Annotated in this window: 15 protein-coding genes and 1 tRNA gene; 7 read left to right on the top strand and 9 right to left on the bottom strand. The window is 63.6% G+C overall.

Annotated features, from left to right (window positions below; genetic code table 11):
• Nucleotides 1-220: 220 nt before the first annotated feature.
• The 4 genes from acpS to rpoZ form a co-directional block, all read right to left on the bottom strand.
• Nucleotides 221-637, bottom strand: a complete 417-nt coding sequence (gene acpS / locus CO675_RS19005) for a holo-ACP synthase (RefSeq protein WP_097673432.1) — start codon at nt 635-637, stop codon at nt 221-223.
• Nucleotides 634-1,407 (bottom strand): pyridoxine 5'-phosphate synthase, encoded by a 774-nt coding sequence (locus tag CO675_RS19000; protein WP_097673431.1) that lies wholly within the window; start codon nt 1,405-1,407, stop codon nt 634-636. Before CO675_RS19000 ends, acpS begins: the two co-directional genes overlap by 4 nt.
• A 92-nt stretch (nt 1,408-1,499) precedes the next feature.
• On the bottom strand, nt 1,500-3,791 hold the full coding sequence (locus CO675_RS18995) for a RelA/SpoT family protein (RefSeq protein ID WP_097673430.1): 2,292 nt from the start codon (nt 3,789-3,791) through the stop codon (nt 1,500-1,502).
• A 217-nt stretch (nt 3,792-4,008) separates the two neighbouring features.
• Nucleotides 4,009-4,401: a DNA-directed RNA polymerase subunit omega gene (gene rpoZ / locus CO675_RS18990; protein ID WP_016844003.1), complete on the bottom strand. Its 393-nt coding sequence runs from the start codon at nt 4,399-4,401 to the stop codon at nt 4,009-4,011.
• Nucleotides 4,402-4,761: 360 nt separating this feature from the next.
• On the opposite strand from rpoZ, the gene CO675_RS18985 reads away from it, so the two are divergent.
• Both CO675_RS18985 and CO675_RS18980 read left to right on the top strand, forming a co-directional pair.
• Complete coding sequence (locus CO675_RS18985; RefSeq protein WP_016844002.1) at nt 4,762-5,394, top strand: LabA-like NYN domain-containing protein; 633 nt, start codon at nt 4,762-4,764, stop codon at nt 5,392-5,394.
• Nucleotides 5,375-6,034: a uracil-DNA glycosylase gene (locus CO675_RS18980; protein WP_097673429.1), complete on the top strand. Its 660-nt coding sequence runs from the start codon at nt 5,375-5,377 to the stop codon at nt 6,032-6,034. Before CO675_RS18985 ends, CO675_RS18980 begins: the two co-directional genes overlap by 20 nt.
• Before the next feature lie 52 nt (nt 6,035-6,086).
• Here the strand turns inward: CO675_RS18980 and CO675_RS18975 are convergent, their stop codons facing one another.
• From CO675_RS18975 to dapA, 4 genes are all read right to left on the bottom strand, one after another.
• The gene (locus CO675_RS18975) at nt 6,087-6,668 is read right to left on the bottom strand and encodes a peroxiredoxin (protein WP_097673630.1); all 582 of its coding nucleotides are present in this window, start codon (nt 6,666-6,668) and stop codon (nt 6,087-6,089) included.
• A gap of 114 nt (nt 6,669-6,782) precedes the next feature.
• Nucleotides 6,783-7,256: an SsrA-binding protein SmpB gene (gene smpB / locus CO675_RS18970; RefSeq protein WP_097673428.1), complete on the bottom strand. Its 474-nt coding sequence runs from the start codon at nt 7,254-7,256 to the stop codon at nt 6,783-6,785.
• Between the two features lies 1 nt (nt 7,257).
• On the bottom strand, nt 7,258-7,674 hold the full coding sequence (gene mscL / locus CO675_RS18965; protein WP_198964665.1) for a large conductance mechanosensitive channel protein MscL: 417 nt from the start codon (nt 7,672-7,674) through the stop codon (nt 7,258-7,260).
• Nucleotides 7,675-7,733: 59 nt separating this feature from the next.
• Nucleotides 7,734-8,624, bottom strand: coding sequence for a 4-hydroxy-tetrahydrodipicolinate synthase (gene dapA / locus CO675_RS18960; RefSeq protein ID WP_097673426.1), 891 nt, complete (start codon nt 8,622-8,624; stop codon nt 7,734-7,736).
• A 306-nt stretch (nt 8,625-8,930) separates the two neighbouring features.
• Here dapA and CO675_RS18955 point away from each other — a divergent pair, with 306 nt between their 5' ends.
• From CO675_RS18955 to CO675_RS18935, 5 genes are all read left to right on the top strand, one after another.
• Nucleotides 8,931-11,477, top strand: a complete 2,547-nt coding sequence (locus CO675_RS18955; protein ID WP_245452818.1) for a lytic transglycosylase domain-containing protein — start codon at nt 8,931-8,933, stop codon at nt 11,475-11,477.
• A gap of 250 nt (nt 11,478-11,727) precedes the next feature.
• Nucleotides 11,728-11,820, top strand: a tRNA-Ser gene (locus CO675_RS18950).
• 197 nt (nt 11,821-12,017) lie between these two features.
• Nucleotides 12,018-12,299: a hypothetical protein gene (locus CO675_RS18945; RefSeq protein ID WP_095734957.1), complete on the top strand. Its 282-nt coding sequence runs from the start codon at nt 12,018-12,020 to the stop codon at nt 12,297-12,299.
• A 274-nt stretch (nt 12,300-12,573) separates the two neighbouring features.
• Nucleotides 12,574-13,254 (top strand): hypothetical protein, encoded by a 681-nt coding sequence (locus tag CO675_RS18940; protein WP_097673424.1) that lies wholly within the window; start codon nt 12,574-12,576, stop codon nt 13,252-13,254.
• 134 nt (nt 13,255-13,388) lie between these two features.
• Nucleotides 13,389-13,670, top strand: a complete 282-nt coding sequence (locus CO675_RS18935; protein ID WP_097673423.1) for a hypothetical protein — start codon at nt 13,389-13,391, stop codon at nt 13,668-13,670.
• A gap of 50 nt (nt 13,671-13,720) precedes the next feature.
• Here the strand turns inward: CO675_RS18935 and CO675_RS18930 are convergent, their stop codons facing one another.
• A complete protein-coding gene (locus CO675_RS18930) occupies nt 13,721-13,945 on the bottom strand; it encodes a hypothetical protein (RefSeq protein WP_097673422.1) in 225 nt (74 codons plus the stop codon).
• Nucleotides 13,946-14,130 lie beyond the last annotated feature (185 nt).

Here is a 14,130-nt window from a genome sequence, read left to right as displayed (position 1 = left end):
AGCTTTCGACCCCCGCGTGAGGAAAATGGCCTTGATTCTGATCTTGAGGGCAAATTCCGGCCGGAACCTGGAATCCGCGTCTCGCTCGATACCCTGCGGCGTTTTAGACGGTTGTTCGCAGGGGCGCAATCAAGCGCCGCCTCAAAACTTCGCAATTCATTGAAATGTCAATGATTTCAGGGTTTGCTGAAGTTTTCTGGCAGATTCCGGCGCCGCCCGCTCATCTGGCGGGAGCAACCGCCGAAATTATGACGAAGGCCTGCGCCAGCGGCCAATCGTCCGTGATCGAAAGGTCGATCTGCGCCTGCATGCCCGCGGGCGTCAGCTCCTGGAGCCGGGCCAGCGCCCCGCCGGTCAGCAGCATTGACGGCCGCCCGCCCGGCAGGTTCACCACGCCCATGTCCTTCCACCACACCCCGCGCCGGATACCGGTGCCGAGCGCCTTGGAGCAGGCCTCCTTCGCGGCGAACCGCTTGGCGTAGGTTGCGACCACCATCTTCTCGCTGTTGGCCCGACGCAACGCCTTGGCGCGCTCGGCGTCGGTGAAGATGCGATCGAGGAATCGCTCGCCGTGGCGCTCGATCACCTTCGCAATCCGGGTGATGTCGATCAGGTCGGAGCCGATGCCGATGATCATGCGCTGACGGCACCTTGCGCTTTGGCGCGGCCGCGGTCCATTGCCGCGCGCATCTCGCGTACCGTCGCGGCGATGCCGACGAACAGCGCCTCGCCCATCATGAAATAGCCGATGTTGAGCTCGCGGATTTCGGGCAGCGCGGAGATCGTTTCCGCCGTCTCATAATCGAGCCCGTGGCCGGCATGAACCTCGAGCCCGGCCGCCTGCGCGAGCCTGGCGCCGGCGACGATGCGCTTCCACTCGGCCTCCGCCTTGTCCTTGTGACCGTCGACCACGGCATCGCACCAGCCGCCGGTGTGGATCTCGATCACCGGCGCCTTCAGCTGCGCGGCCATCTCGATCTGCCTGGGATCGGCGGCAATGAACAGCGAGACCCGGATGCCGGCATCATTGAGCCGCGCGATGAACGGCGCCAGCGCGTTGTGCTGGCCGACCACGTCGAGGCCGCCTTCGGTGGTGAGCTCCTGGCGCCGTTCCGGCACCAGGCAAACCGCGTGCGGCTTGGTGGCGAGCGAAATCCGCAGCATGTCGTCGGTCGCCGCCATCTCGAAATTCAGCGGCTTGGAGATCTCGGCCTTAAGCCGCGCCATGTCCTCGTCGCGGATGTGACGGCGATCCTCGCGCAGATGCGCGGTGATGCCGTCGGCACCGGCCGCGATCGCGGCGAGCGCCAGCCGCACCGGGTCGGGCCGCGCCCCGCCTCGCGCGTTACGCAAGGTCGCGACGTGATCGACATTGATACCGAGACGGAGCGGAGCAGCCTTTGACATGTCTCTAACCTGCAATTCTAGCCTGTCATGCGTGGGCATAGCCGTTCGAAGGACGGCGTCGCTACCGCTCGCCTATGCCCGCACATGCATCTTTACCCATTGACGCGCTCGACCTTGGCGACGACGGCCTTGGCGCGCAACTGCGCGATGATAGCGCTGAGATGCTTGAGGTCATAGACCTCAAGATCGACCGTCAGCTCCGTGAAGTCCGGCGACTGGCGCGACATGTGGATGTTGTCGATATTGCCGTCATGCTCGGCGATCACGGTCGCGATCTGGGCGAGACTGCCCGGCTCGTTGACATTGTGGATCAGGATGCGCGCGGGGAAGCGCTGCGGCATGGTCTCGTCGATGTCCCAGCGCACGTCGAGCCAGCGTTCCGGCTCCTCCTCGAAATCCTTCAGCGCCGGCGACTGGATCGGATAGATCGTGATCCCCTCGCCCGCCGTGACGATGCCGACGATCCGATCGCCGGGCACGGCGCCGCCGTTCGGCGCGAACTTCACCGGCAGATCGGAATTGATGCCGCGCACCGGGATCACCGAGGTGGCGCGCGCCGGATGCGGCGGGGTCTGCGTCTTCAGCTTGGCGGCAAGTCCCTTCTTGGCGCCATAGCGCACCAGCCGCTCTTCCTTGTAGTCGGGATACATCGCGCGCGCGACGTCGGAGGCCTTGATCTCGCCGCGTCCGACGGAGGCCATCACGTCCTCGATCGAGGTGCGCGCGAGCCGCGGCAAGGCGCCCTTCAGCTTGTCGTCGGCATATTCGATCTTGGCGCGGGCAAACAGGCGGTCGACGATGCGGCGGCCGAGGCCGGCATACTGGTCCCGCACCGCATCGCGGGTGGCACGCCGGATCGCGGCGCGCGCCTTGCCGGTGCGGGCGAGCGCTTCCCAGGCCGACGGCGGCGCCGACTGCGCCTTCGAGGTCAGCACCTCGACCTCGTCGCCATTCTGCAGCTCGGAGGACAGCGGCGCGAACTTGCCGTTGATCTTGCAGCCGACCGCGCTGTTGCCGACGCCGGTGTGCACGGCATAGGCGAAGTCGATCACGTTGGCGTTGCGCGGCAACGCGATCAGCTTGCCCTTCGGCGTGAAGCAGAACACCTGGTCGTGGAACAGCTCGAGCTTGGTGTGCTCGAGGAATTCTTCCGGGTTGGAGCTCTCCGAGAGGATGCCGATGGTGTGGCGCAGCCAGGCGAAGGCGTTGGACTCGTGCTTCAGCCGTTCATGCGGCGAGCCCGCTCCCTCCTTGTAGAACGCATGCGCGGCGATACCGAACTCGGCGATCTGGTTCATCTCCTCGGTACGGATCTGCAGCTCGACGCGCTGCTTGCCCGGCCCGATCACGGTGGTGTGGATCGAGCGGTAGTCGTTCTGCTTCGGCGTCGAGATGTAATCCTTGAAGCGGCCCGGCACGACCGGCCAGGTGGTGTGGACAATGCCGAGTGCGCGGTAGCAGGCGCCGACATCGTCGAGGATGACGCGGAAGCCGTAGATGTCGGACAGCTGCTCGAAGCCGACCGACTTGCGCTCCATCTTGGTCCAGATCGAAAACGGCTGCTTGCGGCGGCCGAACACCCGCGCGGTGATGCCGTTCTTCTGCAGGTTCTTGGAGAGCTGGGTTTCGATCTCGCCGATCAGGTTGCGGTTGCGCTCGGCCAGTGAATCGAGCCGCTGCTTGACCACCGCATAGGCCTCGGGATCGAGCACGAAGAACGACAGGTCCTCCAGTTCCTCGCGCATCTCCTGCATACCCATGCGGCCGGCCAGCGGCGCGTAGATATCGAGCGTCTCCTCGGCGATGCGGCGGCGCGAGGCCGGCGGCATGAACTCCATGGTGCGCATGTTGTGCAGGCGGTCGGCCAGCTTGATCAACAGCACGCGGACGTCGTCGGCGATCGCCAGCAGCAGCTTGCGCAAATTCTCGGCCTGCTTGGCCTCGCGCGACACCAGCTCCAGCCGCTTCAGCTTGGTCAGGCCTTCGACCAGTGCACCGATCTCATGGCCGAACACATGGTCGATCTCGGCCCGCGTCGCCTCTGTGTCCTCGATCGTGTCGTGCAACAGTGCCGCCACGATCGTGGCGTCGTCGAGCTTGAGGTTGGTGAGGATCGCGGCGACCTCGAGCGGATGCGAGAAATAGGGATCGCCGGAGGCACGCGTCTGGGTGCCGTGCGCCTTCATGGCGTAGACGTAGGCGCGATTGAGCAGGTCCTCGTTGGTGTCGGGGTTATAGGACCGGACGCGCTCGACAAGGTCATATTGTCGCATCATTCGGGTCCGCGGCTTGGCCGGCCTCTCCGCCGCGGACGACGCCGGCGCGACCGCGACCGTTTCGGTTGCAGCCTGCATCTGGATGGAACTGCGGCGTCGATACGCCATGAACTCGTTGCCTCTCGCGCGGGACCGGAACGTCCCGTCTCTTCAATCTAGTGCGCTTTCGAATGAAGCTGCACCCCGCGCGGTCCCTGGAACCATTCAATTTCCCGCGCCCGCATAGGACGCACCGTAACAGCGAAATTGTCAACAAAAGCAAAGGCCCGGAGCAATATCCGGGCCTTTGGCAAATTGATCCGAGATGCGGAGCCGGACGACGAGCTTACTCGTCTTCCTCGGGCTGCTCTTCCGGGGGAGCCAAGCCCTCGAGGCCCTTCAGCAGCTCTTCCTCGGTCATGCGCTCGACTGCGACCTCGGTGTCGTCGGCGTCGACGCTGGCACCGGCGGAACCGATCAGCGGCACAGTATCCGGCTCGGGCTCGTCGACCTCGACGAACTTCTGCAGGGAATGCACGAGTTCCTCTTTCAGGTCCTCCGGCGAGATCGTCGAATCGGCGATCTCGCGCAGCGAAACGACCGGGTTCTTGTCGTTGTCGCGATCAACCGTGAGTTGCGATCCCGACGAGATCATTCGGGCGCGGTGCGCAGCCAACAGGACGAGGTCGAAACGATTGTCGACCTTATCAATGCAATCTTCGACGGTGACGCGAGCCATCTCGAGGCGCTCCGTGGTAAAAGGGACCGAACATGTAGGTTATGAGGGTTAGTTATAGGGCTAGCCCCCGTTTCGCAAGGTAAAATTTGTGATTTGCCTTCCCAACAGGCTCTGATAACCCCCTCTGCCGGGGCCAGAAAGGCCGGAGCGTCTGACGACATGGCTAGGTTGCTGTCCCAGGCAAGTAAATCTCTTCATTGCAATGTCAAAGCTCTAGGCTTTTTGCCCTCGCCTCACCATAATTGCGGTGGTGACTGTCGTGGGGAAAGATTCACAGAACTTTAGGCAGCAACGCCGGAAATTACGCGTGGTTGATCACCGCCGCGCTAAGAACACTAACAACCACGCGAGAACACTTTGATGTCGTCACCTGTTTCCAACAAGATCGCGCTCTTCATCGATGGAGCCAATCTTTACGCAACCGCAAAGACGCTCGGCTTCGACATCGACTACAAGCGCCTTCTCAAGGAATTCCAGAGCCGCGGCACGCTGCTCCGTGCGTTCTACTACACGGCGATCATCGAGGATCAGGAGTATTCGTCGATCCGTCCGCTGATCGATTGGCTCGACTACAACGGCTACACCGTGGTCACCAAGGCGACCAAGGAATTCATCGACGCCAGCGGCCGTCGCAAGGTGAAGGGCAACATGGACATCGAGCTTGCCGTCGATGCCATGGAACTGGCCGAGCACATCGACCAGATGATCCTGTTTTCCGGCGACGGCGACTTCCGCTCGCTGGTCGAGGCCGTGCAGCGCCGCGGTGTTCGGGTCACCGTCATCTCCACCATTGCGAGCCAGCCGCCGATGATCGCCGACGAGCTGCGCCGCCAGGCCGACGTCTTCACCGATCTCGTCGAGCTGCAATCCAAGCTTGGCCGCGATCCGTCCGAACGTCCGGCCCCGCGCGAACCGCGTCATCACTCCCCGCAATTCCTGCAGCGCGCGACCACCATGGCCCCCCGGGGAGCCGATGACGATTTCGACGAGTAATCTCGTCGCCGCACCTACGCGCCCCGACAGCAACTGTCAGCTCTGCGTCAGGCTGGCCGACTTTCGTGCACAGGCCCGCGCGCTCCACCCGGACTGGTTCAACTCGCCGGTGGAATCGTTCGGCGATCCGAATGCGCGGCTGTTGATCGTCGGTCTCGCGCCGGGCATGCAGGGCGCCAATCGCACCGGCCGTCCCTTCACCGGCGATTACGCGGGCGACCTGCTCTACGCGACCTTGCTCGAATATGGCTTCGCCAGCGGCGTCTATCAGGCGCGGCCGGACGACGGCCTGAAGCTGGTGGACGCCCGGATCAGCAACGCGGTGCGCTGCGTGCCGCCGCAAAACAAGCCGCTGCCGGTCGAGATCAACACCTGCCGGCAGTTCCTCCGCGCCACCATCGCCACGATGCCGAAGCTGCGCGCGATCGTGCTGCTCGGGCGAATCGCACATGAATCGACGTTGAGGGCGCTGGATGTTCGTTTGGCTGCCGCGCCCTTTGTGCACGGCGCCGTGCATAGCGCGGGCCCATTCAAGCTCTACGACAGCTATCACTGCTCGCGCTACAACACGAACACCGGCGTGCTGACGACCGACATGTTCCGCAAGGTATTCGCGACCGTGCGCAAGGAGCTCGGCTAGCTCCGGTATCCGCTTCGCGAACCGGTATCCACCACTTCGGCGCGAAAGCGTCCTATCCCTTCGGCGGATTGTCCTTCAGCCATTCCAGCACGTCGCCGGCGTTTCGGTCGGGCGGGAACACCGGATAGAAGACGTGCGTGATGCGCGCATCGTCGATGATGAGCGCAAGCCGCTTGATCAGCGTCAGGCCCGCCACCGACATCGTCGGCAATCTCAGCGCGTGCGTCAGTTCCAGCGCTTCGTCCGACAGTACCGGGAACGGCAGATGCAGCCGCGACGCCATCTCGGTCTGGTACGCATTGCTCTGCGTCGACAGCCCGAACACCTGGGCAGCACCGGCCGCCTTCAGTTCGGCGAACAGGTCGCGGAAGGCGCAGGTCTGCGGCGTACAGCCGCGGGCTCCCGGGATCATGTCCCAATCGTCGACCAGCCCGATCTTGCCGGGCTCGCCGGTTCGCGGATAGGCAAACACCACCGTGCGGCCCTTGAGCGCCGACAGCGCCACTGAGGTGTCGTCGGTGGCGCGCAGCCTGACCGGCGGGATCGTCATGCCGATCAGATGCGCGGCGCCACCATCGTCCGTGGGTGCCGGGATCTTGCTCCAGTCGACATCAGTAAGGCTGCTCTGGCTCATGGCCTCGATCTCCGTGGTCGTCATTGCGAGCGAAAGCGAAGCAATCCATAGCGACCGCGCACTGGATGGATGGATTGCTTCGTCGCTTCGCTCCTCGCAATGACGACTTGAATTCTAGCCCCGCGCTCGCATCAGGCGGCCCTTTTCGCGGCCCCAGTCGCGCTTCTTCTCGGACTCGCGCTTGTCGTGCAGCTTCTTGCCCTTGGCGACGGCGAGCAGCAGTTTGGCACGACCGCGCTCGTTGAAGTACAGCTTCAGCGGAATGAGCGTCATGCCCTCGCGGTCGACCGCACCGAGGAGCTTGTTGATCTGCTTGCGGTGCAGCAGCAGTTTTCGCGGCCGCTTCGGCTCGTGGTTGAAGCGGTTGGCCTGCAGATACTCCGGGATATTGGCGTTGATCAGCCATATCTCGCCGTCCTTGGAATCCGCATAGGACTCCGCAATCGTGCTCTTGCCGCTGCGGATCGACTTCACCTCGGTGCCGGTCAGCGAAATGCCGGCCTCAACCGTATCCTCGATGGCGTAGTTGAAGCGGGCCTTTCGGTTTTCAGCGACAACCTTGATCGGACGTTCGTTCTTGTCGGCCACGTTAGCCCTTCTTGAGGAGGTCGCGGATTTCCGTCAGGAGCACGACCTCGTCGGACGGCTTCGGCGGCTCGGCGGGCTTGGCCTCATCCTTGCGCTTGAACTGGTTCATGGCGCGAATGACCATGAACAGCACGAAGGCGATGATCAGGAAGTTCAGCGTCAGCGTCAGGAAGTTGCCCCAGGCCAGCACCGCACCCTGCTTCTTGGCGTCGGCCAGGTTGGTCGCAGTGACGGCCTTGGAAAGCCCTGTGAAATAGTTGGAGAAATCGAGTCCGCCCGTGATCGCGCCAATGATCGGCATGATGATATCGCCGACCAGTGAGGTGACGATCGCGCCGAAGGCTGCGCCGATGATGACGCCGACGGCGAGGTCGACGACATTGCCCTTCATGGCGAATTCGCGGAATTCCTTCAGCATGCCCATCCCCTTCAGTTCGACATTGCGCACGGTGTTGTTGACGGCGGTAACGGTCCGGCTCAGTTGATCAGGCCGGCGTGCACCATGGCGCTGCGGACGGCCTGACGGGTCGATTCAGAAACCGGCACCATCGGCAGGCGCAGCTTCTCGTCCAGCTTGCCGAGCAGCGACATCGCATACTTCACCGGCGCCGGATTGCTCTCGATGAACAGGTTGGTGTGCAACGGCATCAGCTTGTCGTGGATCTTCAGCGCAGTGGTGACGTCGCCCTTCTGCCAGGCGGTCTGGAATTCCGAGCACAACCGCGGCGCGACGTTCGAGGTCACCGAGATGCAGCCATGGCCGCCATGCGCCATGTAGCCGATGATGGTGGCGTCCTCGCCCGACAGTTGATTGAAGTCCTCGCCCATCGCCGCGCGCTGCTGCGACACCCGTACCATGCTCGCGGTCGCGTCCTTGACGCCGGCGATGTTCTTCAGCTCGAACAGCCGCGTCATGGTATCGACCGACATGTCGATCACCGAGCGCGGCGGGATGTTGTAGATGATGATCGGAATGCCGATCGCATCGTTGATCGCCTTGAAGTGCTGGTACATGCCTTCCTGGGTCGGCTTGTTGTAATATGGCGTCACCACCAGCACCGCATTGGCCCCGGCCTTCTCCGCGTGCTCGGCGAGTTCGATCGCCTCCTTGGTCGAATTCGAGCCGGCGCCGGCGATCACGGGGACCCGGCCCTTGGCCTCCTCGATGCACCACTCGACCACGCGCTTGTGCTCGTCATGGCTCAATGTCGGGCTCTCGCCCGTGGTGCCGACCGGCACCAGGCCGTGCGTGCCCTCGGCGATCTGCCAGTTCACGAGGCCGCGGAACGCCGCCTCATCCACCGCGCCGTTTTTGAAGGGCGTCACCAAGGCAGTGAATGATCCCCGGAATTTTGTCTTGGCTGCCATGGACTTCCTCCAAACGCTTCAGGCTAAAGGCTAGGTCGATGGACCCTTGTTGTTGTCTTGCTTCACGTCCGTGCAACCGGCATCCGGTTGATGCGAAACGCCACGAAAGGCAATTCATATCGGGTCTGGCCGACACGCGAAAGGGCCGTACCGAACCTATTCCCAGCCGGTTCCAGCCGCGATTTTGCCGTTGTGCTGGCGCAAACAGCCGCACCGGCAGGCTTCTTAGTATTTTGTCTACGTTTTCAATCAAATAAGAACCGATGGCCCAAACGACCAGATGATTCGGGGCCGCGGAGGACTTCTGTGATCCGTTCCGCCCGCGCAGGCACATTGCGATCGACGGCGCTGGCGACGAGCCTCGCGCTCGTCGTTGGCCTTGCCGCCATCACGGCCGATGCATGGGCCGCCGAGGATGTTCCAGCCGCAGCGCCGGCTGCCCACGCGGCTTCCAAGACGGCTGCCCCGAAAAGCGCGGTTTCCAAGGGCGCCGCTGCCAAGACCGAAACTTCCAAGACCGAAACTTCCAAGGCCGAAACTTCCAAGGCCGGCACCCCGAAGGCGCATGCTTCCAAGCCAGCCGCGGCCAAGAACGGCGAGACCAAGACCAGCGCTGCCAAGACCAGCGCTGCCAAGACGGATGCCGCCAAGGCGACGCCTTCGAAATCCGGCGCCGCGAAGGCCGACGGCGCCAAGGCCGCTTCATCCAAAATTGACGCTTCGAAGGCCGCCGCGTCAAAGAGCAGCGCTTCCAAGGCCACTACGACGAAGCCCACTGCGGCAAAGACCACTGCGCCGAAGCCCGCTTCTCCGGCTGCGACAGGAAGCCTGCCGAACAAGCCCGCGCCCGTCCGTGCCGCCGCCCCCGCGCTGGTTCCGGCGACCCGCCAGCATGCCGCGCCGATCGCGCGCAAGCCGGTGCTGCCTGCGGCCGTGGCCGCGACATCGTCGACGTCGCAGTCCGACAAGGAGGCGCTTGCGAGCGTCGTCGAGCTGCTGCGCAAACGCAGGCCGGCGGACGCCACCGAGGCCGAGGCCTCGATCTCCGATCCGGTTGCGCGCAAGCTTGCCGAATGGCTGATCCTGCGCAGCGAGGACAATGGCGCCTCGGTCGAGCGCTACCGCGCCTTCCTCGACGCCAATCCGAGCTGGCCCTCGCAGACCTTCCTGCGCCGCCGCATCGAGGCCTCACTGTGGGACGACCATCGCGACGATTCCGCGGTGTGGGCCTGGTTCCAGAATGAATCGCCGGTCTCGGCCAAGGGCCGGCTCGCGCTCGCCAAGGTGATGATCGGACGCGGCGACCGCGGCAATGCCGAGCGCCTGGTGCGCGAGGCCTGGCGCAATGACGGGATGAGCGAGGACACCGAAACCACCGCGCTCGAAATGTTCGGCTCGTTCCTGACCGCCGCCGACCACAAGGCGCGCATGGACACGATGCTCTACGGCACCGACAATGAGGCTGCCGGCATCCGCGAGGCGAAGCGGCTCGGCTCCGGCTATCTGGCGCTCGCCAAGGCGCGCATCGCGGCCAACCGCAAGGGCTCGAACCTGCGCGCGCTGCTCGAGGCGGTGCCGAGCGAGCTCTCCGGCGACACCGGTTACCTGTTCGCAAAAATCCAGCTGCTTCGCCGCGAGGAGAAATTCGTCGAAGCCGCCCGGCTGATGTTGAGCGCGCCGAAGGACCCGGCGCGCCTCTACAACGTCGACGAATGGTGGGTCGAGCGCCGGCTGCTGGCACGCAAGATGATCGACGTCGAAGAGTTTCGCACCGCCTATCTGATCGCGCGCGATGCGGCGCTGCCCGCCCGCGACATCTACAAGACCGAGCAGGAATTCACCTCGGGCTGGATCGCGCTGCGCTTCCTCAACGACCCCTCCCTCGCCGCCCAGCATTTCGCCCGGATCGGCGTCGGCAGCGCCAACCCGACCGCGCTGGCGCGTGCCGGCTATTGGCAGGGCCGCGCCGCAGAAGCCGCCGGCCGCGGCCAGGAGGCGCGCGCCGCCTACGCACGCGCGGCCGAGCAGTCGACCAGCTATTACGGCCAGCTGGCGCGGGCCAAGCTCGGCCTGCCGCAGATCGAATTGAACAGCGCGCCGCGCGGCCGCGGCGCCGACCGGCTGGAGATCGTCCGCGCGGTCGGACTGCTCTACGAGATCGACGCGCGCGAGCTCGCGATCCCGATCTTCGGCGACATGGGCGACAATGGCGATCCGGAGGCGCTGGCCGGCCTCGGCGAGCTCACCGCGCGCCATGGCGATGCACGCGGCATGCTGCTGATGGGCAAGTCCGCGCTCAATCGCGGACTGCCGTTCGACCACTACGCTTACCCGGTGAACGGCATCCCGTCGTTCCGCCAGGTCGGACCGGAGGTTGAGCAGAGCGTCGTCTACGCGATTGCGCGCCAGGAGAGCGCGTTCAATCCGGCCGTGGTGTCGCCGGCCCAGGCCTACGGCCTGATGCAGGTGACGCCGGACGCCGGACGCTATGTCTGCAAGCGCGCCGGCATCGGCTTCGATCTGAATCGGATGAAGACCGACCCGGTCTACAATGCGATGCTCGGCGCAGCCGAACTCGGCGGTCTGCTCGAGGACTATCGCGGCTCCTACATCCTGACCTTCGCCGCCTACAATGCCGGCCGCGGCAGCGTGAAGAAGTGGATCGAGCGCTATGGCGACCCGCGCGATCCCAAGGTCGACGCGGTCGACTGGGTTGAGCTGATTCCGTTCTCGGAGACGCGGAACTACGTCCAGCGGATCATGGAGAACCTGCAGGTCTACCGCGCCCGCTTCGGCGGCGGCACCAGATTGCAGATCGACGCCGACCTGCGCCGCGGCGCCAGCGTGGAATGAGCCGGCGCGGCCAGTTTTCAACAACCCTTGCGACCGGCAGCGTTCAGGCCTCGCCAAACTGAACCTAACTCATTGTTATATCTTGAATTTATTCCGTTCAGGCGGACCCACACCGCCAAATCGCGGCATTATATAGAGGTTCTGCGCCCGCTCAGGGGTGGCTGGCGGCCGAGTTGCCCCTAAATCACCTTGTCGCAATCTGAATCTGCCGCTTGCGGCTCAGCGCCCAGTCGGGCATATCGGCGCGACCGGAGAGGTGGCCGAGTGGCTGAAGGCAACGCTTTGCTAAAGCGTCATACGGTCTCAAGCTGTATCGAGGGTTCGAATCCCTCCCTCTCCGCCAGCCACACAACCGGCTGCCCAAACGACGGTGTCTAAGTATCTCCGTGGAGCAATTCGGGCTTCGGCCCGCCGGGTGTGAGCCGGCAGTCACCTCCGCGTGAATGAAACATCATTCCCGGCGCCGCGAAGCGAGCACGCAACAAATCGCGCCCAGCATCGTCGCATTGTTTTTCACCTGAACATTTCCGGGGTAAAGCCATGCAGCACGACGATGGCATTCAATTCCAGGATCTCGACCAGGTTTTGCGTAACGCTCAGCTTCGGCGCTCCGCCGACTTGAGCCCGCTGCTGGGGCAGCGCTTTGCATCCAAGGCAGGCAGGTTCCTCATCGCAACTTCGCTGGCTTGCATGGTTGTTGTGCTGGCGATCATTGCTGCTCCACGGCAAGTCTCGAGCGCTGCGCTTGGCAGCGAGTGGCAATGCAGCAAGGCGGCGTTTGTATTGACGACCTGTCGTCAATACGGCTCTGCGCGCTCTTAGCAAGCGGCCGCTTCCTTCAGGGAATGTCGCCCGTGAAACCACGAGCCCTGCAGGTCCGTAGCTGGAGCGCCGGCCCATTTCTTCCATTTTGGTCCTACGGGCCGGCTGGGGCCGTTCGGTCTTTCCCAGTCTCGGACGGCCTCATCTTTGAGTAACGCCCAGGGTGGAAAGCAGCAGGCTTCCCCTCGGGTCGATTATTTGGCATCAAATCGTCACGGAGCCTGTACGAAGAAGCCACCGGCTAGCGAGATCGGGCTGAAGGCGAAGAAACAAGATGGATGGCCGAACTCGCAGTCTCAGGTTGGCGATCTGCTGCGCACTGGTGCTCGTGCTGCCTGCTGCGCAGACGCCGCCAAAGCTGCATTCACGGGACGAGTGGCGCGTCGTTGACAAGGAATGTCGCGATGTCTTGCCTGCGCAGGCAAAGATACGTGCGTGCCTCAACCTGCTGAGCGATCAACGGCTCTCGACCGCCTATCTTGCGCCGATCAACGGTGAGATATCGAGCACGTTCCTGAGCTTGCGGGACTACGACAACGCCATCAAGTACAAAAAGATCGAGATCGAGCGCGCGAACAGCGCGGCGAAGCAACCTTCATCGTCGGACGAAGCATTGCCTGCGAGTTTTGGCGCGATGTCTCTGCGTTACATGGAGCTCGGATCACTCCAGTCGCTCAATCGCCTCGCCAACTTCAACAGCCAGTCGGATGAGGCCCGCCGAGTGGCCACTGAGGAGCAGAACAACTACAATCTGGCGCTCTCGTACAACCCGATGAACTACAGGGCGTATCGATACCGGGCTGAAATTCACAGCCTGTTCTGCGACAGCGCGTCTGCCTCTCAGGACATGGAGGCAGCGGTCAGGTTTGCCTCGGAAGCCGGAGATGAGACGACCGCTCGGGACTACAAGCGCGTCACACTCAGCGTCTGCATTCCGGCTTGGCGCCGGGACTAGCCCTAGGGACCCGTCAGACCGCGCCGGCCGTATTCTTACGGACCCGCTCCTGGCAAGCAACTTGCGATGCATCCGTGAATAGTTCGGCGCCAGCTGTTCTCGGTGTGCCGAACTCAGACATTCGGAGCACGCACATGAACATGCATCATCGTTTTGAGACAGCTCGCGCAAGCACCGGACGAGAACCAACGATCAGGAAGATGCTGTCCGATCTTGTCCTGGCCTGCCAGCAGATCGAAGCCGACATTGCGGCCGAAGAAGCGCGCGCGGGAATTTATGATCGATCGAACCCAAGGTATCCGATCTTGGCAAGGTCGCTCCACGAGCGGCACGACAATCTCAAGGGAACCATCACCACGCTCGAAATGCGTGTCACCGAGAGACCTCAGCACAAGCTGGTCACCGGCGCAGCGTAGCTCGGTCCCCGAGAAGCGAAGGGGCCCGCAGGAAGCGGGCCCCTGGCTGCTTACTGCACCGGGAAGCACTGCCGCTTGCCGTCGTTCGGACAGTAGAAGCAGACCTTCGACGAGCAGCCCGACAGGTCTCCAGCCTTGTTCAGGCTGTAGTTGCATCCCGCGGTTCTGTCGCACGCCTTCACGACGGCCCCGACGGGGGCGGCGGAAGCCGACTGACCGAGCGCGAACAGAGCAACTGCAGTTGCGACGGCGAAGCTCAGTGAAATTGCACGCATGATCTACCCTCCTCCACAATTGGGTCGACGCACCATTGCATCGCCTTGGCCGACACACTCCCAGAATTGCTCTGCGAGCGATGTGAGGCGGGTCACTCAGCGACGCGGCACCGACGTCAGCCGCTGCCACGCGTGGACGGATCGAGATTGCGGTTCTCGCTTGGCGGGATCGGCCCGAAGCCGGG

The sequence above is a fragment of the Bradyrhizobium sp. C9 genome (genome assembly GCF_002532045.1).
Lineage (GTDB): Bacteria > Pseudomonadota > Alphaproteobacteria > Rhizobiales > Xanthobacteraceae > Bradyrhizobium.
Note: the sequence above shows the minus strand (reverse complement) of the source record. Positions and strands in the feature narration are given on the sequence as shown.

Excerpts from the sequence above, each read along its gene's own strand:
- acpS (WP_097673432.1), bottom strand. The coding sequence starts at position 637 with ATGATCATCGGCATCGGCTCCGACCTGATCGACATCACCCGGATTGCG.
- CO675_RS19000 (WP_097673431.1), bottom strand. The coding sequence starts at position 1,407 with ATGTCAAAGGCTGCTCCGCTCCGTCTCGGTATCAATGTCGATCACGTC.
- CO675_RS18995 (WP_097673430.1), bottom strand. The coding sequence starts at position 3,791 with ATGGCGTATCGACGCCGCAGTTCCATCCAGATGCAGGCTGCAACCGAA.
- rpoZ (WP_016844003.1), bottom strand. The coding sequence starts at position 4,401 with ATGGCTCGCGTCACCGTCGAAGATTGCATTGATAAGGTCGACAATCGT.
- CO675_RS18985 (WP_016844002.1), top strand. The coding sequence starts at position 4,762 with ATGTCGTCACCTGTTTCCAACAAGATCGCGCTCTTCATCGATGGAGCC.
- CO675_RS18980 (WP_097673429.1), top strand. The coding sequence starts at position 5,375 with ATGACGATTTCGACGAGTAATCTCGTCGCCGCACCTACGCGCCCCGAC.
- CO675_RS18975 (WP_097673630.1), bottom strand. The coding sequence starts at position 6,668 with ATGAGCCAGAGCAGCCTTACTGATGTCGACTGGAGCAAGATCCCGGCA.
- mscL (WP_198964665.1), bottom strand. The coding sequence starts at position 7,674 with ATGCTGAAGGAATTCCGCGAATTCGCCATGAAGGGCAATGTCGTCGAC.
- dapA (WP_097673426.1), bottom strand. The coding sequence starts at position 8,624 with ATGGCAGCCAAGACAAAATTCCGGGGATCATTCACTGCCTTGGTGACG.
- CO675_RS18945 (WP_095734957.1), top strand. The coding sequence starts at position 12,018 with ATGCAGCACGACGATGGCATTCAATTCCAGGATCTCGACCAGGTTTTG.
- CO675_RS18940 (WP_097673424.1), top strand. The coding sequence starts at position 12,574 with ATGGATGGCCGAACTCGCAGTCTCAGGTTGGCGATCTGCTGCGCACTG.
- CO675_RS18935 (WP_097673423.1), top strand. The coding sequence starts at position 13,389 with ATGAACATGCATCATCGTTTTGAGACAGCTCGCGCAAGCACCGGACGA.
- CO675_RS18930 (WP_097673422.1), bottom strand. The coding sequence starts at position 13,945 with ATGCGTGCAATTTCACTGAGCTTCGCCGTCGCAACTGCAGTTGCTCTG.